Origin of the sequence: Castellaniella sp. (genome assembly GCF_034675845.1) — a bacterium.
Taxonomy (GTDB): domain Bacteria; phylum Pseudomonadota; class Gammaproteobacteria; order Burkholderiales; family Burkholderiaceae_B; genus Castellaniella.
Window position 1 is genome coordinate 528,506 of record NZ_JAUCCU010000001.1, and the last position, 23,449, is coordinate 551,954.

General features: G+C 55.9%; 18 protein-coding genes. 13 read left to right on the plus strand and 5 right to left on the minus strand.

All coding sequences use genetic code 11. From position 1 onward, the window contains the following. Positions 1–23: 23 nt before the first annotated feature. On the plus strand, positions 24–1,694 hold the full coding sequence (locus VDP81_RS02585) for an FMN-binding glutamate synthase family protein (RefSeq protein ID WP_323011435.1): 1,671 nt from the start codon (positions 24–26) through the stop codon (positions 1,692–1,694). Between the two features lie 91 nt (positions 1,695–1,785). Here VDP81_RS02585 and aceA read toward each other — a convergent pair whose 3' ends face one another. Further along, the gene (gene aceA / locus VDP81_RS02590; protein WP_322994556.1) at positions 1,786–3,096 is read right to left on the minus strand and encodes an isocitrate lyase; all 1,311 of its coding nucleotides are present in this window, start codon (positions 3,094–3,096) and stop codon (positions 1,786–1,788) included. A 340-nt stretch (positions 3,097–3,436) separates the two neighbouring features. Here aceA and queF point away from each other — a divergent pair, with 340 nt between their 5' ends. From queF to VDP81_RS02650, 12 genes are all read left to right on the plus strand, one after another. Then, positions 3,437–4,267, plus strand: a complete 831-nt coding sequence (gene queF, locus VDP81_RS02595) for an NADPH-dependent 7-cyano-7-deazaguanine reductase QueF (RefSeq protein WP_322994555.1) — start codon at positions 3,437–3,439, stop codon at positions 4,265–4,267. Positions 4,268–4,488: 221 nt separating this feature from the next. Continuing rightward, positions 4,489–5,634 carry a non-hydrolyzing UDP-N-acetylglucosamine 2-epimerase gene (wecB, locus tag VDP81_RS02600; protein WP_322996990.1) on the plus strand — a complete coding sequence of 382 codons (1,146 nt, stop codon included), beginning with the start codon at positions 4,489–4,491 and terminating at the stop codon, positions 5,632–5,634. 48 nt (positions 5,635–5,682) lie between these two features. Next, entirely contained in the window at positions 5,683–7,896 is a 2,214-nt protein-coding gene (locus VDP81_RS02605) for a hypothetical protein (protein WP_322996991.1), read from the plus strand. A gap of 21 nt (positions 7,897–7,917) precedes the next feature. Next, positions 7,918–9,576 (plus strand): glycosyl transferase family protein, encoded by a 1,659-nt coding sequence (locus VDP81_RS02610; protein WP_322996992.1) that lies wholly within the window; start codon positions 7,918–7,920, stop codon positions 9,574–9,576. A gap of 246 nt (positions 9,577–9,822) precedes the next feature. After that, complete coding sequence (locus tag VDP81_RS02615) at positions 9,823–11,793, plus strand: bacteriophage N4 adsorption protein A (RefSeq protein WP_323011436.1); 1,971 nt, start codon at positions 9,823–9,825, stop codon at positions 11,791–11,793. A gap of 7 nt (positions 11,794–11,800) precedes the next feature. Next, positions 11,801–12,505, plus strand: coding sequence for a hypothetical protein (locus tag VDP81_RS02620; protein ID WP_322996994.1), 705 nt, complete (start codon positions 11,801–11,803; stop codon positions 12,503–12,505). Between the two features lie 36 nt (positions 12,506–12,541). Further along, positions 12,542–13,513: an alginate O-acetyltransferase AlgX-related protein gene (locus tag VDP81_RS02625; RefSeq protein ID WP_322996995.1), complete on the plus strand. Its 972-nt coding sequence runs from the start codon at positions 12,542–12,544 to the stop codon at positions 13,511–13,513. A gap of 6 nt (positions 13,514–13,519) precedes the next feature. Beyond that, a complete protein-coding gene (locus VDP81_RS02630) occupies positions 13,520–14,626 on the plus strand; it encodes an alginate O-acetyltransferase AlgX-related protein (protein ID WP_323011437.1) in 1,107 nt (368 codons plus the stop codon). A gap of 55 nt (positions 14,627–14,681) precedes the next feature. After that, positions 14,682–16,589 (plus strand): HAD-IIIC family phosphatase, encoded by a 1,908-nt coding sequence (locus tag VDP81_RS02635; RefSeq protein WP_322996997.1) that lies wholly within the window; start codon positions 14,682–14,684, stop codon positions 16,587–16,589. Then, positions 16,586–16,837, plus strand: coding sequence for an acyl carrier protein (locus VDP81_RS02640; RefSeq protein ID WP_322996998.1), 252 nt, complete (start codon positions 16,586–16,588; stop codon positions 16,835–16,837). Before VDP81_RS02635 ends, VDP81_RS02640 begins: the two co-directional genes overlap by 4 nt. A gap of 36 nt (positions 16,838–16,873) precedes the next feature. After that, positions 16,874–18,466: an MBOAT family O-acyltransferase gene (locus VDP81_RS02645; protein ID WP_322996999.1), complete on the plus strand. Its 1,593-nt coding sequence runs from the start codon at positions 16,874–16,876 to the stop codon at positions 18,464–18,466. Between the two features lie 9 nt (positions 18,467–18,475). Further along, entirely contained in the window at positions 18,476–18,928 is a 453-nt protein-coding gene (locus VDP81_RS02650) for a VOC family protein (protein WP_322997000.1), read from the plus strand. Here the strand turns inward: VDP81_RS02650 and VDP81_RS02655 are convergent. Genes VDP81_RS02655 through nagZ form a run of 4 tightly spaced genes read right to left on the minus strand, consistent with a single transcriptional unit; the run spans position 18,917 to position 23,443 of the window. Then, a complete protein-coding gene (locus VDP81_RS02655) occupies positions 18,917–19,960 on the minus strand; it encodes a DUF4434 domain-containing protein (protein WP_323011438.1) in 1,044 nt (347 codons plus the stop codon). The genes VDP81_RS02650 and VDP81_RS02655 overlap by 12 nt on opposite strands. A gap of 19 nt (positions 19,961–19,979) precedes the next feature. Continuing rightward, the gene (gene pgsA / locus VDP81_RS02660) at positions 19,980–20,549 is read right to left on the minus strand and encodes a CDP-diacylglycerol--glycerol-3-phosphate 3-phosphatidyltransferase (RefSeq protein WP_323011439.1); all 570 of its coding nucleotides are present in this window, start codon (positions 20,547–20,549) and stop codon (positions 19,980–19,982) included. A 58-nt stretch (positions 20,550–20,607) separates the two neighbouring features. Beyond that, entirely contained in the window at positions 20,608–22,434 is a 1,827-nt protein-coding gene (gene uvrC / locus VDP81_RS02665) for an excinuclease ABC subunit UvrC (protein WP_323011440.1), read from the minus strand. Beyond that, a complete protein-coding gene (gene nagZ, locus VDP81_RS02670) occupies positions 22,397–23,443 on the minus strand; it encodes a beta-N-acetylhexosaminidase (RefSeq protein ID WP_322994542.1) in 1,047 nt (348 codons plus the stop codon). The genes uvrC and nagZ overlap by 38 nt, the downstream gene beginning before the upstream one ends. Between the last annotated feature and the right edge of the window lie 6 nt (positions 23,444–23,449).

Here is a 23,449-nt window from a genome sequence, read left to right on the forward strand (position 1 = left end):
CCTGACTCTGGACGGGATACCCCATGCCTCAATTACTCACGCGCCACACCGCTTTCCATGTGGTCGTCGGCCTGACCCTGCTATGCGCCTTGCTGGCAATGCTGTTCAGCGCGGCCTGGTGGCTGCCCTGTTTGTTGTTTCTCGCGCTATCCGCTCTGGGGGTCTACGACCTGAATCAGACCCACCATGCCATCCGCCGCAACTACCCAGTCATCGGCAACCTGCGATTTCTATTCGAATACGTGCGCCCGGAGGTCCGCCAGTACTTCTTCGAAGACGACACCCTGAAAATGCCGTTCTCCCGGGTGGATCGGTCTCTGGTCTATCAACGCGCAAAACAGCAAATGGACCAACGCCCCTTTGGCACCCAGGGCGACGTCTACGATCAAAGCTACCAATGGATCAATCACGCCATGGTGCCCAAACATATCCAGAACACGGATTTCCGCATCACCGTCGGAGGGCCGGACTGCACTCAGCCCGTGGATCTGTCGGTCTTCAACATTTCCGCCATGAGCTTTGGCGCCCTGTCAGCCAATGCAGTGCGTGCCCTGAACAAAGGCGCGGCTCTGGGCAATTTTGCCCATGACACCGGCGAAGGCGGGGTCAGCACCTACCACCTGGAACACGGCGGCAGCCTGATCTGGAACATCGGATCGGGCTATTTCGGCTGCCGCCAGCCAGACGGCAGTTTCTCGCCCGAGCGCTTTGCCGAAATGGCCCGCCGGGACAACATCCGCATGATCGAAATCAAGCTCTCGCAGGGGGCCAAGCCCGGCCACGGCGGTGTGCTGCCCGCCCCGAAAGTCACCCCGGAAATTGCGGCGGCCCGGGGCGTACCTGCAGGCAAAGACTGCATCTCGCCATCCAGCCACAGTGCATTTGACAGCCCCATCGGCCTGATGAAATTTATCGCGCAATTGCGCGAATTGTCCGGCGGCAAGCCCATCGGTTTCAAGCTGTGCATCGGCCACCCCTGGGAATGGTTTGCCATCGCCAAGGCCATGCTGGCGACCGGCATTACGCCGGACTTCATCGTGGTCGATGGCGCAGAAGGCGGCACAGGTGCCGCCCCCATCGAATTCGTCGATCATGTCGGCACCCCGTTGCGCGAAGGACTGCGGCTGGTACACAACACGCTAGTGGGCATCGGTCTGCGCGAAAAAATCCGCCTGGGCGCTTCCGGCAAGGTCATCAGCGCCTTCGACATGGCCCATATCATGGCGCTGGGAGCCGACTGGTGCAACAGCGCCCGGGCCTATATGTTTGCCATCGGCTGCATCCAGGCCCAGGCCTGTCACACGGGCCGCTGCCCCACCGGGGTGACCACCCAAGATCCAGAACGCCAAAAGGCCCTGGTCGTGACCGACAAGTCCGTGCGGGTGGCCAACTATCACGCCAATACTCTCAAGGCCCTGGGTGAACTCCTGGGCGCAGCCGGACTGCAACACCCCTCCGACCTGCGTCCCCACCACATCGCCCGGCGGCTGGCCAACGGCGAGGTCCGTGTGCTCTCGGCCCTGTATCCCGACCTGCAAAAAGGCGAACTGCTGGCAGGCAAGTTCCGCAATACGATTTTCCGTACTTCCTGGCCCATGGCTCAGGCGGAATCCTTCGAACCGCTCTATAGCCTCAGCGCAGCCCTGTCCGGTCACACAGACCAAAACATTCCCGACACTCCCCACCCCGCATAAAAAGCCATAAAAAAACGGGAAGGCTCACGCCTTCCCAAAACACTCTACAGAGGGCCCCTCAACCCTCTGTCCTCTCTGCTGCAATACGTAGTCAGGCGACCTTTTCCTCGTCGAACTGGGCCTCTTCGGTGGAGCCCGCCAAAGCCGTGGTAGACGACTGGCCGCCCTCAATGGCCTGGGTGACGGCATCGAAATACCCCACGCCAACCTCGCGCTGGTGCTTGACGGCGGTGAAGCCCTTGTCGGCCGCCGCGAATTCTTTTTCCTGCAGCTCCACAAATGCGCTCATTTGCGTGCGGGCATAGCCATGGGCCAGCTCGAACATGCTGTAGTTCAGCGCATGGAAGCCCGCCAGTGTGATGAACTGGAACTTATAGCCCATAGCGCCCAGTTCGCGCTGGAATTTAGCGACCGTCGCGTCGTCCAGGTTCTTTTTCCAGTTGAATGATGGCGAGCAGTTGTAGGCCAGCATCTTGCCCGGGAATTGACGGTGGATGGCCTCGGCGAACTTGCGAGCGTATTCAATGCTGGGCGTGGAGGTCTCGCACCAGATCAGATCGGCATAAGGCGCATAGGCCAAACCACGGGCAATGGCCTGATCCAGGCCGGCACGCGTGCGGTAAAAGCCTTCCACCGTGCGCTCACCCGTGACAAACGGTGCATCATTCTCGTCGATATTGCTGGTCAGCAGGTCAGCGGCCTCGGCATCGGTGCGCGCCACCAGCAAGGTGGGCACATTCAGCACATCGGCGGCCAAACGGGCAGACACCAGCTTAGCGACGGCCTCGCGGGTCGGCACCAGTACCTTGCCACCCATATGACCACATTTTTTGACAGAGGCCAGTTGGTCTTCGAAGTGCACCCCGGCGGCACCCGCCACAATCATGGACTTCATCAACTCGAAGGCATTCAGCACACCGCCAAACCCAGCTTCGGCATCCGCCACGATGGGCGCGAAGTAATCGGTATAGCCCTCGTCGCCTGGGTTCTTGCCTTCCATCCACTGGATTTGATCGCAGCGGGTCAGCGAATTGTTGATGCGAGTCACCACGCTAGGCACGGAGTTGGCGGGGTACAGGGATTGATCGGGGTACATTTCGCCCGAGATATTGGCATCCCCGGCTACCTGCCAGCCCGACAGGTAAATGGCTTTCAGACCAGCCTTCACCTGCTGCATGGCCTGGTTCCCAGTCAGGGCGCCCAAGGCATTGACATAGTCCTCGGTGTGCAGCAAACCCCAGAGTTTTTCGGCACCACGGCGGGCCAGCGTGTGTTCCACCACCACCGAGCCACGCAAGCGCACGACTTCATCGGCACTGTAGCCCCGTTTAATACCTTGCCAGCGGGCGTCTTCAGCCCAGCTGCGTTGCAGATTGCGCACTTCCGTTTCGCGAGAGGTCATGATGTTGCTCCTGTGTCATCAATTAAGGATTCGATGAGAAACAGTCTACGCCTATGCTGCGGCGCACACATGACTTATATCTTATATAAGACAAGAATTTTAATTGTTATTATTCAATTGCTTATGAATTATATTTCATGTTATGAAATTAATTCCCTGATCATGAAATGCATTCAAGCGCACTGCAACATAGAAATTTCACATCCTAAAACCACTTTTTCATCATGTGAAATATGCCCCTGACAACAGTACAATGCAAGATTGCATTATCGGATCAGCCTCCGGCTACGCCAGGAGCTGCCCAAGCAGGGCCCGCTTCTTCTATTGTTTACCAGGCATCATGGAAATCTCTACACTCGCACACAGCCCGCTGGGCCACCACGCCACAGGGTCCGATCACTACGACCCCGCCCTGCTGTTTCCCATCGCCCGGGCAGAAACCCGCGTCGACCTGGATCTGCCTCAAGCCCCCCACGGGGCCGATATCTGGAACGCCTATGAACTATCCTGGCTGAATGCCAAAGGTCGACCGATCGTGGCCATGGGACGTTTTACCTTTGCGGCAAGCAGCCCACACTTGATCGAGTCGAAATCCTTCAAACTCTATCTGAACAGCTTCAACGAAGAACGATTCGAATACCCAGAAATCGTGCAGCAACGGCTGCATACAGACCTAAGCCGCGCTTGCGGCAAGCCTGTCCACGTGGAAATCCTGTCGGTGCGTCCCGCTTTTGAACTCAGTTGCACACCCCTGCGCGGCACCTGCATCGACGACCAGGATATCGAGTTCGAGGCGGCGGCTGCCCCCACGCCCAATACCCTGGGTCTATCGCAGCCGGCGCCTTTTGTGCGCGAGACCCTGGTCACGGAACTGATGAAGTCCAACTGCCCCGTCACGGGCCAACCGGATTGGGCCAGCCTGCAGATCCAGTATGCCGGCCCGCGCATCGACCACGCCGGGCTGCTGCGCTATATCGTATCGCTGCGCCAGCACGGCGAATTCCACGAACTCTGCGTAGAAAAAATCTACGGGGAAATCATGGCGCGCTGCGCCCCCGAAGAACTGCTGGTATACGCCCGTTATACCCGCCGCGGGGGCCTGGACATCAACCCGTGGCGGGCTAACTTCCAGCCCAAGGAAATCGGGCAAACACGCACGCTGCGGCAATAGGGCTGATTCTGCTGGCTTTCCTTTTTTGTACAACTTAATACAAACTAAGCCTAGGCATGTAACATCGTCTCATCCTAGAATAACAAGCGTTTCTGAATAGAAACAAAGTGCAAGCGCAGATTTATGCCTCAAGAATACCAGCCAGAAGCTGGTAGCTCCGATTTGCGTTCGGGTGCACCGGATAATCATCCAGGCACCCAGTCTAAAGGCCAGATCCTTTCATGAAGGTTCTCTCCATATTCGGCACACGCCCTGAAGCCATAAAAATGGCCCCTCTGGTGCAAGCCATTCAACAATCCCCCACACTACAAAGCGTTGTCTGCGTCACCGGCCAACACCGGGAAATGCTGAATCAGGTCACGTCCCTATTTGGCCTGCAGGCCAACCATGACTTACACGTCATGGTGCCCAACCAGACGCTCAACGGTCTATTCGGACGTACCCTGGAACGCCTGGACACCGTCCTGACGACAGAATCCCCCGACCTGGTTTTGGTGCATGGCGACACCACTACGGCATGCGCGGCGGCGATGGCCAGCTTTCATCGTGGTATCGCTGTGGGCCACATCGAGGCAGGTCTGCGCACTGGCGATCTGCGCCAGCCCTTCCCCGAAGAAATGAACCGGCGCGTCATCGACAGCTTCAGCCAATGGCTGTTTGCCCCCACGGCACAGGCAGCTGCCAACCTAGCACAAGAAAACCTGTCTGGACAGGTGCTGATCACCGGCAACACCGTTATTGATGCCTTGGCCTGGACCTGCGCCATCTTGGCACCGGGCTCTGAGCACGACCTGGCGCTATGCGCCAAGTACCCTTGGCTGAACCCCGATAAGCGTCTGATTCTGGTTACCGGCCATCGGCGGGAAAACTTCGGCCATGGCTTTGATGATATCTGCACCGCCCTGGCCGCGCTGGCAGCGCGCCAAGATGTGCAAATCGTCTACCCCGTCCACCTCAACCCTAAGGTGCGCGATGTTGTCATGGCCCGCTTGGGCCAGTTGCCGGCAATCCGATTGATCGACCCATTGGCCTACCTGGATTTCGTCTGGTTCATGCAGCACGCCCACCTTATTCTGACGGATTCTGGCGGGGTACAAGAAGAAGCCCCCTATCTAGGCAAACCGGTACTGGTAATGCGCGAAGTCACCGAACGCCCAGAGGCCGTGGATGCCGGGACGGTCGTGTTGGTGGGCACCAGCCCACAGCGTATCCAAACCGAGGTCGAGCGCCTGCTGGACAACGCTGCCCACCATGCCAGTTTCTGTCGCCGCATCAACCCTTATGGCGACGGGCACGCCAGTGCCCGCATCGTGGCTGCCCTAGCTGGTGAATCCGTCAACGAATTCCAAGCACCCCCGCAGCACTAATCCCAACCATACAAGTATGGCCTTAATTGCTTTGCGATGGACAAAATCATGCCCGTAACCCGACATTTACCCATGCTTTTCCGGCAATCTCTATTGACCTGCAGCTTGGCGCTCTATGCTCTTTCGATCCCCAGTGCCGCCCAGGCCAGCCCGGCCAGTGATGCACTAGAAAACATTCAAAAAAACACCTGGATCGAGCGCACCATCACTTTGCGCGACGCAGGCCTGACGGACCCCATCACGTTAAGCAACAACGATATGCGTCAGGAGTTTTTCTTCCCGGTACCACGCGACATCACACTATCGGACGCACATGTACAGTTTCAAGGAGCCTACCTGAAAAGTACGGCCAACTTCGCCAGCCTGGCCCTGCTGATAGATGAACAGCCCGCATGGGGCGCACGCGTCAAAGACCACGATGGCCAATTGGACACCCGCCTGCCGGTATCCAACGGCCTGCACGAAAACGGCTTCGTCCGTTTGGGCATCGACTGGAGCTTCAACACACACCTGCGCGCCTGTGAAATTGATCGCTCCAGAACCAATGCCCTGACAATCGACCCAGATACTCAACTGCGCTATCGCTACGATTTGCATACCTTGCCCTCGCTAGAGTCCGCTTGGGGCACACTGCCACATGACGTTATCTTGACAATTCCAGACGAGCAGCTGGATCGTACTGCCTACGACAGTGCCTGGCGGCTGGGGACAGCGCTGGAACGTAGCGGCCGACGGGTCACGGTGCAAGCATTGCCCAAGGTTGGATCGCAGGTACACATCAACAAACTGGCAGTCCCAGAAGGGCTGCTCGGCATCCCGGCTTTCGACGCCCTCAGTCAGCCCGGCACCCTGACTATCCAAAATGATGCGCAACTGGCTGCATTGCTAATTTTGCAGGCACGGGCCGTGGTGGGTGATGTCGCCCTAAGCAACCCGGCATTCGCAAGCCGCATCCAAGCGATGATTGTCGCTTTGGAAGCTCAACTACAGACCGATCCAGAAGCGCTGGCTCAGTACAAAAATTGGGTGAAACAACGTATACAACTGCCATTTTCCCAATCCAATCAAGACAATATCGCCGTCACATTGCTGGGCACCATCCCCCTGATTGTTGTCAAAGACAATGCCGGTTTGCAAGCAGCAAGCCTATTTGACTCGGTCTGGAAGGGCTTGCTAAAAACCAAGCAACTAAATGCCATTCTGGCGCATCCCCCGGTGAACGACACCCACCACAGCATCCCCCTGGATAGCCTGGGAGGCAACACCAGCAGCTTCAATGTCGTGGCGCAGGGCGACTGGTTTGCCAACTTCCCACTGGGTGCCGTCGTAGCCAATGGGCGCGTCCCCAACCAACTGCTGATCGATGTGTCCGCTGCTCCCGGAGCCTCCGCCACTCAGCCTGTCGCATCGGTCTTCTGGAATGGCATTCTGTTGTCTGCACAACGCCTGCAAGCTCACGGCCACCCGGAACGTCTGTTGGCACAGGTCCCTGGCTACGCACTGGGCGTCTCCAATTCAGTGCGCGTCTCATTTCAACGCCAGCCTAGTTCAGCGGATTGTGACGAAATCCCCCAAGGATTCCCAGTAGATGTCCTACCCACTAGCCACGTCAGACTAGGCCCGAGTGGTGCTGCGGATTCCTTCATTGGAGTACTGCCCAAACTAACTGATACCCCCGACCTGATTCTGCCCGAGGCATACTTACAACACGCAGCCGACTCGCTGAGTCAAGTGGTGCGCCTAAGCAACGCCAGCGCACTGTCGCCTTGGGGTGCCCGGCTAGTCCTAGCCAAAGACGGCGAAACCATCACCCCCGAACGCGCTTTCCTGTCCATGGAGGTGCCCATTGCGGGGACCACGCCCCGCATCTTGGTGGCGCAAAACCACCTGCAAATCAACGGCCAACGCACTGACTGGCTGGATGTAATCGGCCTAAATGACCTTAGCGCTGCAGAAGTCACCAAGGCGGGGGAATACAGCGGGATTCTCTGGCATGCACTGGGTACGCAATCCTCTGCGGCCAAGCGCCCCTTCGTCCTGAACCGGGGCGACCTGGTGGTGATCGGTAACACCGGACCAGCTGTTTGGATCGACAGCAGCAACCCCTCGGCCAGTTTGCCGCCTGGTGCCGAAGGCAGCCCATTTTTCGAGTGGCGCAACTATCTGTCATGGGGTATTCCTGTGGGGGCATTCATCCTGTTCCTGATCTTGCTGACCATGCTGATGGCACGTCGGGCGCGCAGCAAACGTCGCCCCGAATAAGCGAAAAAGGCAGATTACGCCATGACGTCACTGTATTGGCCCTATCTGATCGCCGACTACTATCGCGGTGTCGAAATCGCCACCGCGATAGTCGGGGTGCTGATCCTGATATCGGGCCTAGACGATTTATTCATCGACCTGTGGTATTGGCTGCGCAGGGTATACCGCTATGTCGCTGTCACACGAAAATACTCCCCCCTGAGTGCCGAACAAATCCGTGCAAAACCAGAGCAGCCTTTAGCCATCATGGTACCTGCCTGGCAAGAATACGACGTGATTTCTGCCATGCTGGAAAACATGGTATCTACCCTGGACTATAAGGAGTACCGCATCTTCGTTGGCACCTACCGTAATGATGCCCGAACCATCCGCGAAGTCGAACGGATGCGAGTGCGCTACCGGCACCTGATACGAGTGGAAGTGCCACACGACGGCCCCACCTGCAAGGCAGACTGCCTGAACTGGATTGTGCAAGCGATTTTTGCCGACGAAGAAAAGATTGGCACCCCATATGCCGGAATCATCCTGCACGATAGCGAAGATATCCTGCACCCGCTGGAACTGAAGTACTACAACTACCTGTTGCCCCGCGTGGATTTCATCCAACTGCCGGTGACTTCGCTAGAACGCAAATGGTACGAAATGGTGGCAGGTACCTACATGGATGAATTCGCCGAATCCCATGCCAAGGACCTGGTTGTACGCGAAAGCCTGGTCAACGAAGTTCCTTCCGCCGGGGTGGGTACCTGCTTTTCACATCGGGCCATTGCTAAACTGGCGGCCCAAACCAATAACCAGCCCTTTAATTCCGACACGTTGACGGAAGACTACGATATCGGTGCCCGGCTGGGGAAAATGAACATGAAACAGATTTTTGCCCTGTTTCCCGTAGATTATGTGGTCAAGCGCAGTTCCATGTTTCACCCCAACCTGGATCGCACCAAAGCCCTATCCATGCCCCTGGGGGTACGCGAGTATTTTCCCAATACGTTTCGCACGGCTTACCGCCAAAAAACACGCTGGCTGCTGGGGATCGGATTTCAGGGCTGGGAGCAGATCGGCTGGAAAGGCTCGCTGGGCGTCAAATACCTGCTGTACCGGGATCGCAAGGCGCTGTTCACCTCGTTTGTGACTATGTCGGCCTACGTGCTGTTCGCCCATTTCTTGATTTTTTTCATTCTGTTTAACGCCGGCATCTGGACGCTGTACTACCCATCGATATTTGCTACCAATAGCTGGCTGATGCCCGTCATGGTGGCCAACGCCATTGTTTTGCTGCTACGCATCATCCAGCGCTGCTATTTCGTCAACGCCATCTATGGTTGGGAACACGCCCTGCTGTCTATCCCCCGACTGATTGTCGGCAACTTTGTCAACGCCATGGCGGCCGCACGCGCTTGGCGGCTGTATATCGTGCACCTGATCACCGGCAAGCGGCTGGCTTGGGACAAAACCATGCATGACTTCCCATCTACCGACCAACTGGCTGCCCAGCGCCAACTGCTGGGTGACCTGCTAGTGTCCTGGCAAGCCATCGATAGCGAAAAATTAAAACAGGCGCTGGAAATTCAGGCTAATGAAGGCCGCCGCCTAGGTGAAATCCTGACAGAAAAAGGCTGGCTGGATCACGACACATTGAATGAAGCCGTACGGTTTCAGCAAGTGGGGGCTGAAGCATGAAACCCGGCATCGGCATCCTGACAGCACTGATCTGCCTGATGATGATTCAGGCTTCTCCAGTCGCCTTGGCCCAGGCGACTAGCCCAGAAACTACGGATCAAGCTACTCCCGAGAGCGAGGCTTGGACCTTAGCAGACCAGGCCTTCAAGGCATACGATCAGAAAAAATTTCAAAGAGCAGCCGATTTGGCGCATCGATCCATCCTATTGCAACCAAATAATGCACAGGTCTGGTTGCTCCGAGCGTATGGACTACAAAATGCGGGAAAACTCAAAGAAGCCCTACACGTTACAAACGAAGCACTCGCCCAAGGATACCGTAACGACGGTTTACTCGCCGCCCAGAAAAAATCTCGAAGCGGCTCTCCGGCCTGTTCGAGCGCCGCAAGCGCATAAGGTTGCCGGAACCATGTCTTCACCTGCCTATAAGGCAGGCACTGCAGCCTACAAAGCCTACGAGGAAGGTCAATACGATGTGGCCGAAAGCCGCGCCCGAGAATCCTTGCGCCTGCAGCCCAAAAACCCTGGTCTGCAAGGCTTGCTGGTCTATGCCCTAGAACGCCAGGGCAAAACCAAAGATGCCGCCGCTGCCGCAGACATCGCCATTCGGCTCGCCCCAAAAGATCAGGCACTCACCGCTTTGCGTGACAGAATGCATCGGCTGCTGGCCCCAGAACCTGCACGACTGGCTTGGCACGCCTACCAAGACGGCGACTATCCCCTTGCGACACGCAATGCACGAGCCGCCGTCCAAGAAGCACCAGATATTCAAAGCTACTATTACCTGTGGATCGGATCCTTGCTGAAACAAGGCAGTTTCCAGGACGCGTTGGATGCCACCAACCTAGCACTCAGCCAGGATGACGAAAACGCAATGTCACTGGCCCTGCAAGGCTTCACCCTGATGCAATTGGGCCGTGACACCGACGCACGCGCCGCCCTGGAGCGAGCCACTGCAGCGGACTGGCTGACAAAGCAAGAAATCTCGACTATTAAGAAGATCTCGGCAGACACGCTGCGCAACCGCACAAGTCAACGGGTGCCTGGCGTCTTTTGCACAGAAGGTGGTGGAGATATTCTCTGCGGCTTGTTGCCAGCAGGTTTTACCTCTGCCGGCGGAGGCCCCGGCTACGAAGCTGCATCCCGCGCCTACGCTGCACTGGCCCAAGAACACTATCAAATCGCAGCTCAAGCTGCCCACGAAGCCGTATTGGCCGAGCCAGACGATATCGCCTACCAGCTACTGGAGAGCAATGCCCTGAGCTTGGCCGGCCATGAAACTCAGGCGCGAAACATCTATCAATCGATCGATGCAAGCCAAGTCCCACCAGAAAGTATGCTGGGAGCAGCATACAGTGCCCTGAGACTATCTGAAAACGAGCAGGCCAAGCAGTGGTTCATGAAAACCATCGATGCGGCGAATGCGGACGAAATCGAATTAGAACCCCAGCAAAAATTTAACATTAGGCAAGCAGTATCAGATCTTGATCGCAGCTGGGGGGTTAACTTGGCTTTGGGCTACGGCACGGTGGGCGTGATGGATCCAAGCTTTGCGCCTTCACTCAATGATCGCAAAACGCTGCAATCATCAGAAGAAATATACTGGCGCCCCCCAGTGATCGGCAACCGCGACGGCAGCACATTCGAAGTCTATGCCCGCCTAAACCAGGCCTTATATGACGGAACTGGCGGGGCAACCGGGTGGTCTACATCCCAAGGCTCCGTGGGTGCCCGCTGGAAACCATTCAAACGACAAAATTTTGTATTTGCCGTTGAGCGCCTGTTCCCTGTCGGTCAACACAGCCGATCCGACACTCTGCTGCGGGCGGCATGGTCTGCTGGCGAAGGTAGCGGTCTGCGGGTGGACGAGACGCACTGGCCGTATTGGTCTATTTATGCCGAAGGCGATTACTTCATAGAAAACCCCCAAACCTTGGGCACACTAGAGGCCCGGTATGGCAGAGCCTACCGGATAGACAAGCTATCAAACCGCTTGGTCGTTGCCCCCTATCTCGCCTTGAATGCGGGCTACGACAACTTGCTGGCTGATCGCTCTACCATAGGGGTAGGTCCCGGCGTGATGATCCGAAAATGGTTCAGGGAAGACGAATATCATGCACCCCGTTCGTTTGTAGACTTTACTTTGCAGTACCGATTAAAAATCCTAGGTGGAGATCGATCGGAAGGCATATTCGCCGGTATTTATTTCGCCTACTGAGAACCAGATGAAAAATCCTATATTTCCTTCTATCCATAAACTGAAAGCAATACTGATCATGGCAGGCACACTGCTGGCTGGGATTGGCCTGTCCCATGCAGCACCGGCTGATGATATGGCTCGCCTATATGCCTTACCCCCTGCAGGATCAGTCTATGTTCGCGTCGTCAATGCCACAAACCGCCCACTTGACGCCTCGCTGGCTGGGCAGGTAAATCTCCATCTGCCCCCCAATGGGGCCAGCATGGTTTCTGGATACTATCCTGTCGACGGTAATGCACTCTTGTCACTCTCGGCCGATCAACAAACCCTCTCCGCTGACCCCGCCCCGCCCGGCACTAGCTTTATTTCCTTGCTTGTCTTAGAGGGGAGCGAGGGCCTGCATACCCGAACCATCGCAGACAAGGGTGTCGCTGCAGACGGTCTGAAAGCCGAATTGGCTGTATACAACCTCATCCCTGGATGCACCGCCCAGATCGCACTGGAAAGCGGGCAATCGGTCTTCACCGATATCGATTTTGAAAGCAGAAACGTCCGCGCCATCAATCCGGTCAGCACGGGCCTGGTGGGCCGCTGCGATGCGCAAAAATCCTCTGTGTTCATGCTGCAAAACTTGAAAAGCGGCGATCACTTCAGCTTATTCCTGATCGGCAATTCTCATGCGCCTATCCTAATCGGTGCACTGAACCAAATAATGCCGACGAGCCAGTAATACAGCCTTCCGCCTCTTTTTTAATAGGAACAGACAATGATGATAATGTACCAGTTCAAAAAATGGCTCTCCTTGGCAGCCCTCTGTGCAGGTCTCGCGGCAGCACCATCAGCACATGCTCAGGCAGTGCTTGCAGGTCAGGATGCCTGGCTGTTTTACGGTCACGACAACATGACAGATGCGGGTCAAAACAGCATCACCCAGTCGGTAGATCTGATGAAACTAGCCTCGAGCGCACTGCAGGCCAAGGACATCGGCCTGATCATCTTGGTTGCCCCTATGAAAGCACGATTTTACGAAGATAAACTACCTGCCAGCACCCAAATTGCAGCGGGCGTAAAAGACCGCTATACAAGAATCATCAACGGCCTAGACGGGGCTGGGCTGCTGGCACCTAACCTAACGCCCATACTAAAAAAAGTCCAACAAGGAGAACAAACCGCCTTTTTGCAAAAAGACTCACACTGGACAGCCTGGAGCGCAGAAGCAGTAGCAGCCGAAACTGCCAAGATCATCTCGGGAAAATGGAAACTTCAGGGCGAAGCGGGATCAGGCCAGAAATTAGGGCCCTGGACCAAAGAGCGCCACTTTTCTGATTTTGCCCAGTTGATGACTGCAGATCAACGAAAAAAAGTGGGGCCGCAGATCTACGTTGTGCGCACAGCCGGAGCACAATCAAACGGCTTGCTCGACACACAGAAAGCGCCAGTGCATGTCATCGGCAACAGTTTCGTACAGCCCTATCTCGGGTTTACCCAAGCATTATCTGCTGACTTAGACCGCCCAGTGGGCTTGACCTGGAAATACGGTAATTTTGGGCCTTGGTCAGTGTTTCTTGACTATCTTGAATCACCCGAATTCAAGCAGGCACCGCCCCAAGTCATTGTCTGGCAATTGAATGAAACACAAATGCTATACGGCCCCGACGCAAGCGGACAATGGGATGCCAGCTCGTTGATATCCCCTGCCACATGGCGCGACCGAATCAAGAATGCCTTGAAAAACTGATACTGCATGTCTGACGTCACCACCGTACCAAACGCCACACAAGCAAAACCAAAAGTCACACACAAACTGGTTTCTCTGTGTTTCTTGAGCCTGATTCTGCTCGGGTTTGTCTATGGCATATATCAAATCTTCTCCCAGCAACTCATTGCAAAGGGAATAGCCCCGTGGCTTAACGGAACAGCGGAAAAACAGCTCGACGACAAGCTGATGTTGCCTGGCTACGAACAGTTTCAGACATGGGACGCCGCATGGCGCTACCGGCTGCTCGGTCAATTAGGGCCACAGGTGCAACAAGGATGTCCAGGCTGGCTGTTCTACACCGATGGCCTGCGCTCGCCGATTGTCGATCCATTGCAGGCTCTTAAGCAGCGCGTCTTGCTCATGCAGTCACTAGCCGCCCGTCTGCGCACTGCAGGGCTTGAACTTTTGGTGGTCGCAGTGCCCGATAAATCACGCATCCTATACGAAAAATTGTGCGGTCTACACCGCCCACCCAGCACCCAGGCCATCCTGCACCAATGGGGTCAGGCTGTAACAGCACAACACATTCCCTATGTAGCGCTGGTCGATGTGTTGGCAACAAACCCTACTGGTAATTATTATCGGACGGACGTACACATGACACAAACAGGGGCCGCACAAGCGGCGCGGGCGGTGGCAACCCTGGCTAGGCCTCTGGTAGACGGACAAGGCGACACGTCCTATCAGATCACAAAAGCAACGCACCCCGAGCAGCGTGTAGGCGACTTATTGACCTTGGCTGGCTTAGCCGACGCGCCTAACGGATGGCGCCCCCCTCCCGACCAATACACACCGGAAACTTTTTCTTTAGCTGACACAGGCGGCGGCTTACTGGCAGAAGACTCACCTATTAAAGTCCTACTGGCGGGCAGTTCAAATTCACGACGCAGTAATTTTGCCGAGCAACTCAGCCGCGACTTGGGCCAGCCGATTTGGAACCTAAGCCGCGATGGCGGAAAGTTCGCTGACGCCCTCTCGAATGCTTTGGAAAATCAGGCTGATTGGCCCAAAAGTCTGAAATTGATCATCTGGGAAATGTCAGAAATGTCTTTATATGCGCCCTTAACCGAGGGCGAAAAAAAAATCTCTTGAGAACCTGTGATTTTCAAGATCAAAGCGTAATGATTTGGACTGATTTGGACTAATAATGCTGAACTTTGATTGGTTGCCAAAATCCAATAATTGGGGACGGGAACTGAATACCGCCTTCCAGACCCAACCACCGACATGGGCCGATTTGATTCGCCTGGCCAATGAAGACATCGATTTCATCCAGACAGCGCGTTTCGACAAAAAACTGTCTTCCAGTTTCATGAACCAGATCCCCATAGGCTATGCCCTGCCTCCGGTCAAGATCGCATTACTGGGCAGCTCTACGCTGGATCATTTGATTCCGGGGCTACGCGTCGGAGCCGTGCGCAACGGATTCTGGCCTATTTTTTACACGCCAGACTATGGGCAATATGTTCAGGAAATACTAAATACAGCATCTGGCTTACATCAATTCAAGCCTGATACTGTTGTTTGCGCACTGGATCAGTTTCACCTACTGGGCGATGATGCCACTAACCTGCCCCCCCAAGCAGCTGACGAACGCTTACAAGAAGCCTTGGCCACTTTGCAGATGCTGTGGCAACGCGCCCACGAGCAATTTGGCGCTCAGGTGATCCAGCAGGCTTTGCTGCCTACACAGGCACCACTGATGGGGCATAACGAACACCTGATGAAGAACTCAGACCTATCGCTCGTCAAACGTTTAAATCATCTGATCCGAGAAGCCGCCCCAGCGCATAGCGTCGATATTCTTGCTCTTGACATGCTGGCCGAGCATGACGGACTGGCCGCTTGGCACGATGTACGCCTATGGCATCGGGCCAAACAATACATTACTCCGTTGGCGGGCCCCTACTACGGAGAACACATCGCTCGCCTGATCAGAGCACGGCACGGCGGCAGCGCCAAGTGTCTGGTATTGGACCTGGACAATACTCTCTGGGGAGGCGTGATCGGCGACGATGGGTTGGCTGGCATCATCCTGGGACAAGGGTCTGCCGAGGGTGAAGCTTTCCTGGCGTTTCAACGCTACGCACGGGCACTTTCACGCAGAGGCATTATTCTGGCGGTATGCTCCAAGAACGACATGCACAACGCTATGCAGCCATTTGAGGCTCACCCCGACATGCTGCTGCAACTAAAGGATATTGCCTGCTTTGTCGCCAATTGGCAGGACAAGGCCACCAATCTACGACACATTGCCAAAACATTGAATATCGGCCTGGATTCCCTGGTATTCGTCGATGACAATCCGTTTGAAAGAAACCTGATTCGACAAGAGCTACCCATGGTCCGGGTGCCCGAGCTACCAGAGGACCCTTCTTTTTACGTCGATACCGTAGCTCATTCAGGCTATTTTGAAAGCGTTTCCCTGACACCGGAAGACTTGCAGCGTACAGCCCAATACCAAGCTAACCTGCAACGCTCTGCGCTGCTTGAAAGCAAAACTGATCTGGGCGCTTATCTGAATAGCCTGGAAATGGTGCTTGAATGGGACCATTTCAATCAGACAAACTTGCCAAGAATCGCCCAACTGATCAATAAATCCAATCAGTTTAATTTGACGACCCGCCGCTACACGGAAGAAGATGTAGGCTTGATGATACAGGCTGGCCAAGGCGCTTTGCTCAGCCTACGTCTGACCGATCGTTTCGGTGACAATGGCATTATTGCCGTCGTCATTGCATTGCCTAACCACACACCTACCTGTCCGGCCAACACCTGGCGCATCGACACCTGGCTGATGAGCTGCCGAGTGCTGGGCCGCCAGGTAGAACAAGCGACGCTACAGGTATTAGCCCAGCTGGCCAAGGCTGCAGGCCAGCAATCCCTCATCGGCGAATACCTGCCCACCGCCAAAAACAGCATGGTTGCCGAGCACTATAAAAACCTAGGTTTTGACTGCATCCAAAAAGCAGACGATGGGACCACGCAATGGTGCCTGCCACTAAACGAATTCAACCCCGGCCCCGTGCCAATGAACATCAAGGAGTCAACATGAACGACAAAGAAATTCTTGTCACATTAAACGATATTTTCCGCGACGTGTTGGATGACGACGATATCAATATCACCGAAAACTCCAGTGCAGCAGACTATGAGGAATGGGACTCGCTGGCAAACGTCAACCTGATCGTTGCCGCTGAAATGCGTTTTGGCGTGCGCTTTCGTACCTCTGAAGTCGAAGGCTTGCGCAATGTTGGTGAGTTGATCGCCTTGATCAAAAAACAGCTGATTACCAAAGGATAATCATGTCGGTTGGTCGGATGTATCGGGAATCCCGGCATGCTTTTTAATTCACTTCCATTTCTTCTGCTTTTTCTGCCAATTTCTTTAGGTGGATACTACTTGGCCGGACATATCCGGTCATCCTGGGCAGCAGCATGGCTTTGTTTTGCCTCATTGGTATTCTACGGCTGGTGGAACCCACCTTTCGTCTTGTTGCTGCTTGTGTCAATTTTGTTCAATTACAGCATCGGACGATTGGTATTGGCTTCAGAAGACCACCCCCAGCGACAACTATCCATTCTGGTCACCGGCGTGGTTATCAACCTGGGGGTGCTGTTCTATTACAAATATATGATGGCGGTATTCTCCATCCTGACGGGATACGGCTTGGTCACGCATGGAGCACAAGACATCATCCTGCCGCTTGGCATCTCGTTTTTCACGTTTACCCAGCTTGGTTTTCTGCTGGACTGCCGGGCAGGTGCCGTCAAGGAAAAAAGCTTCATCAGCTACGTGCTGTTTGTCACCTTCTTTCCTCACCTGATTGCGGGCCCGATTCTGCATCACAAAGAGATGATGCCGCAATTTGCGGACGCCAAAATCTACAGATTCAATGTGGAAAACATTTCTATCGGCACCACTTTGTTCGTCATCGGGTTAGCAAAGAAAGTCCTGATTGCCGACAATATCGCCCCCTGGGCCGAGGCGGGCTTTGACGCCCCTGTTGGTCTGCAATTTCTCTCTGCCTGGGGCGTCGCCCTAGCCTATGCACTTCAGCTGTACTTTGACTTTTCCGGCTATTCCGACATGGCCATGGGTTTAGGGAAAATGTTTGGTATCCGCTTTCCTCTAAACTTCAACTCGCCCTATAAATCCACTGGCATCATTGAGTTCTGGACCCGCTTTCATATGACGCTGACCCGTTACCTGACGGCATATATATACAACCCAGTCGCCATGGCAATAACCCGATCACGGGCAGTCAAAGGATTTGCCGTCGGGAAGAAAGGGCTCAAGACACCCAGAGGTTTCTCTGAAATGGTGTTGTTTCCCACTCTGTTCACCATGGGGCTGGCGGGCGTCTGGCACGGGGCTGGATTGCAGTTCCTGATTTTCGGCCTGCTGCATGGATTCTATTTATGCGTGAATCATGCCTGGCGCCAGTTTGGCCCCAAAAAAACCACATCATCGGCTGGCTGGTCGCATGCGGCCTATGTAGGGCTGACCTTTCTATGCGCAGTCGTGGCGCTGTTGTTTTTTCGTGCCAACAGCACTAGCGACGCCTGGGCTCTGATTCAGGGCATGGCCGGGATCAACGGAATGGAACCGTGGGCACCGCTACTGCACCCCATTCAACTCATGCTACATCCGGCCTCAGGCTGGAGCAGTATGGATCTGGTGCATCTGCTGCTGGAACGCTGGGCCCAGGGTTTTCTGATCATCATACTGCTGCTGGTCGTATGGTTTGCACCCAACTCAGTCCAACTGCTGGGCGCTTACTCTCCCGCTCTGGAGGGGGAGATTCCTGGCGTCGCGCCCTGGATGCGCTGGCGACCTTCAGCCACTTGGCTGCTGCTGACTCTAATCGTCCTGATCTACGCCGCTTTCAATCTGCACTCCACAGCACGATTCCTGTACTTTCAATTTTAATGAGCGCATATGACGAACACACCGTCCAAGACATCCTTGCAAAGCCTTGGGTGCACTTTTCATCATATTGGCATTGCCTGTAAAAACCTTGACCGCGAACAGCAGGTCTGGGAGCAATTGGGTTATACCCAGGAATCCCCCGAATTCGCAGATCCTATCCAGAAAATAAAGGGGCGGTTTCTGACCGGTCCTGGACCGCGCCTAGAGATTCTGGCCCCTGGTGGGGAAAGCTCTCCGGTAGAAGGCTTCCTTAAGCGGCGAACCAAGATGTACCACCAAGCTTTTACCACGCCGCAATTTGATGCAACCCTGGTAGCGCTGGAGTCCACTGGAGCGCGCAGAACCGCCGATCCTGCCTCAGCCATCGCCTTCAGCGGTCGTCGGATTGTGTTTCTTCTGCTACCAAATGGAAACCTCATCGAAATTATCGAATCGCCTACAGATGCGCCATCAACACCCTAATTCCCGCCACTGTGCACGCAAAATATGGGCTGCCTCGGTATTGTTGGTTAACCAAGGGTAAGCGGAAAAAGCAATTATTTTACGGGCACCAGATGCTTCGAAACGGCATATCTGCTGCCTGACTCTTTCTGGCGCACTAGTCACTGCGTTGAAATCGCTGGAATCCAGGCCGACAGGCCGCTGTTGCTGAAACAACTCGATGATCAGATCGAATGCAATGCCCTGCGATTGCAAAGATTTTTGCAGCTGATTCAACGCATCCAGATCAGGCTGGCCATAGATGCCCGCACCATCTTGAATCAGCGGGTAAACCTGGGCACCATACTGGACTATACCGTTCCATACAGCAGCCAACGTCTGCGGAGTATCCAATTGACTGCAATAAGTAGAGATAGACGGCACCACTTGGCTATTTTGCCATAAGGTAGCTGCTAATTTTTTTAGCCAATCTGCCAATAACAGTACCTTCTGATCGTACCCCCAGCTGTACTGTTCGATTTCGTAAGGGATATACCACCCTTTAAATGCAGGGTGGGCAGCCCAGGTCTTGTCCTGGACCAGCACAGCAGCATCTGCCACCGTCTCATCAAAAAATCGACTGATCTCCGATAAACTATCGCTGCCCAGCACCTGCTGCCAGCGGCTATCATGCGGCAAGCCGATCACCAGCGTCATCCCCTGTTGTCGCGCGATTTCCAACAAGCTCTGCACGGTTTGATCCGACAGCATCCAGTTGTCTTCCCCGTGAGTCCAGCCCAACCATTGGATATATACCTGCCGAAAACCAAGGTGACGGGTCTCAGAGAAAATCTTGCGCCAGTCTTTTTCTGACATCTGCAGGTGTTCTTTCCAGGGCTGGAGAAAAGTAGCCGCCCAAGGGGTACCCGCAGCACATCCCCCGATCAGCCCGCTACCGACCATCAGTGCGGCGATCAGCAGCTGCCGACGCCCCGGACTGGCTGGATGCCCTTCAGGGTCCAGTGGTGGGTGGATATCAGGCGCTGTTACTGGCGACCCCTGTGGCCAATCCATAGCATGCTTACCCCTTGACCTAAGATCGAGCCTGGATTTCCGGCCACGCCTTTCTCAGGTAATAACACATGGACCAGACCGTCAGAATAGCGGCGATCACGATCAGAATCGTGCCCACGAGCTGGGTGGAGACGCCTTCGACGGGTTGCCAGTACAACAGGCACGGAATGGCAATCATCTGGGAGGCGGTCTTGAATTTACCCAGCCTATGCACGGCCACACTGCTGGCTGCCCCGATTTTTGCCATCCATTCGCGCAGGGCTGAAATGGTCAGTTCGCGCCCAATGATGACCAGGGCTATCAACATATCCACGCGCCCAAGTTGCAGCAGAATCAGCAGGGCAGCCACGACCATGAGCTTATCCGCCACGGGGTCCAGAAAAGCCCCAAAGGCCGAGGTCTGATTCCAGCGGCGTGCCAGATAGCCATCGAACCAATCTGTGACGGCCGCAATGATGAAGGCAATGGCGGCGGCGCAATCGCGCCAGCCAGAGGCCGTCCAGGTGTCTGGCAGATAGTACAGACACACCAGCAATGGAATCATGGCGATGCGCAGCCATGTCAGGGCGATAGGAATATTGAACGGCATAATAGGTGTAATACTACCTGATCCGACTGGCCTTCGACAGGCTGGCAACGCATGCAATCTAGCGCAGCGCGTGATAAATGCGCTCGGCCAGCTGTCGCGAGATCCCGGCCACGCTGGCCAGTTCGTCGATGCTGGCATCGACCACGCCGGTGAATCCTCCAAAGCGCGCCAGCAGATTGCGGCGCCGGTGCTGGCCGACACCCTCGATATCTTCCAGACGCGAGACATTGCGGGCCTTCGCCCGGCGCGCACGCATGCCTGTGATGGCAAAGCGATGGGCCTCGTCGCGGACTTCCGCCACCAGCATCAAGGCGGCCGATTCCACCCCCAAGGCCACGGATGGCCGGTTATCCACAAACACCAGGGTTTCCAGACCGACTTTGCGATGGTCGCCTTTTTTGACTCCGACGATGCGGCTGACATCCAGACCAAGCTCCTCGAACACTTGGCGGGCCACACCCACCTGACCTTCGCCGCCATCGATCAGCACAATATCCGGCATGGCAACGTCGCCATCGGCAACGCGGGCATAGCGCCGGCTCAAGGCCTGACGCATGGCGGCATAGTCGTCGCCAGGCTCGATCCCCGCAATATTGAAACGACGGTACAAGGAATGCTGCATGGCATGGTGCTGATACACCACGCAGGACGCCTGGGTGGCCTCGCCGGCGGTGTGACTGATATCAAAGCATTCGATATGCAATGCGGCCAAGGCCTCGTCATCGGTATCCAGATCCAATTCAACCGCCAAAGCACGGGTGCGGGCCTCGCGCGCGCTAGATTCGGTCAGTCGCTGGGCCAGGGCCAGGCGGGCATTGCGCTGGGCCTGATCCAGCCAGGCTCTACGTGTGCCCTGAGGGCGCATCAGCACGCGGATTTTATGGCCATGCTGCTGAGCCAGCATGGTGACCAGATCAGGATCGGGCACGGCATGACTGCACACCAGGACGGGCGGGGCAGGATTATCTGCATAGTGCTGAGCCAGAAACGCCGCCAGCACATCTTCGGCGGCTTCATCCTGGGCCACCTGGGTGGGAAACAGCGGCCTATCCCCCAGGTGTCGACCGGCACGCACCATCGCCAGATTGACACACACACGCCCGCCAGATATCTCGACGGCGATAATGTCGGCGCTGTCATCGCCCACCTGTTCCATGGTCTGTTGCTGCAGCACCTTGGCCAAGGCCCGCATCTGATCGCGCAATGCAGCGGCCTGCTCAAAATCCTGCGCATCGGCAGCCGCCATCATGCGTTTTTCGATATCTTCCATGACCTCGGTGGTGCGCCCCTCCAGAAAACGGATGGCGCGGTCCACATCGGCCTGGTAGTCCTCCAGCGAAATCTTGCCCACGCAAGGGGCCGAACAGCGACCAATCTGATACAGCAGACAAGGCCGCGTCCGATGGGCATAGACGCTGTCTTCACAGGTACGCAGCTTAAAGACTTTCTGCAGAATGTTGATGGTCTCGCGCACCGCCCAGGAATTCGGATAAGGTCCAAAAAAATGGCCCTTGCCCTGGGTACTGCCGCGGTAGTACACGATGCGCGGGGCCTCGTGATCGGTGATGTGCAGATAAGGATAGGATTTATCATCCCGAAACAGAATGTTGTAGCGGGGCTTGAGGCGCTTGATCAGGTTGTTTTCCAGGATCAGGGCTTCAGCCTCGGTGCGCGTGACCGTGATTTCGGTACGCACCACCCGCGCCAGCATATGTGCGATGCGCGGGCCATGGCCGGATTTCTGGAAATACGAACTGACCCTGCGCTTCAGATCGCGGGCCTTGCCGACATACAGGACGGTACCTTCGGCATCCAGATGCCGATACACCCCCGGCAGGTGCGGCAGATCAGCCAGGAAGGTTTTCAGATCGAAAGTTTCGGGCACGCAAATACCTGGGGTCGGATAACAGCCCAGTCCAATCAGGAGCCGGGGCGGAAGGCATCAGGCGACGGATACGGCGTACTGCCTGGAAATCCAGTGGTCGGCCAGCCAGACCCGCCAACAATTCATCGGCCAGATCGGGACGATTGCACACCAGCACCATGTCGCAACCTGCCGCCAGAGCGGCCTGAGCACGGGCATGAATGTCGCCCGCCACGCTGGCGCCTTCCATCGTCAGGTCGTCAGAAAACACCACGCCCTCGTAGCCCAGTTGTTCGCGCAGGATCCCGGTGACCCAGTGGCGCGAGAACCCGGCCGGACTGGGATCGACCTGGGGATAAATCACATGGGCAGGCATCACGGACGGGATGACCAGGTCTCCCAGCCAGCCATAGGGGGCGGCATCAGTCTCCAGGATTTCATCCAGGGTGCGATCATCCACCGGAATGGCATGGTGGGAATCAGCCGCCACCGCGCCATGCCCGGGAAAATGCTTGCCACACGCCGCCATACCGGCCTGAGCCAGCCCCTGCACCAGCGCCCGCGCCAATAAAGCCACCACGGCAGGGTCACTGTGAAATGCGCGATTGCCGATGACCTGGCTGACGCCATAATCCAGGTCCAGGACTGGCGTAAAGCTGAAGTCCACCCCGCAGGCACGTAGCTCGGAGGCCAGCACAAAGCCGACTTCAGTGGCCCCATGCAGCGCCGCCTGAGGGTCTTGCTCATACCACCGTCCCAGGGTGTGCATGGCCGGCAGCGGGGTAAAGCCATCGGTGCGAAAACGCTGCACGCGTCCGCCCTCGTGGTCCACGGCAATCAACAGGGATTCGTCACGGGCCGCATGGATGGCTGCGCACAGAGCAGTCAACTGGGCACGATCAGCAAAATTACGGGTAAACAGAATAACGCCGCCTACCTGGGGATGACGCAAGCGCAGTCGTTCGGCCTCGGTGAGTTCAACACCGTCGATGTCCACCATCACGGGACCGGGGGGCAGGATTTCAGGCATGGGGTT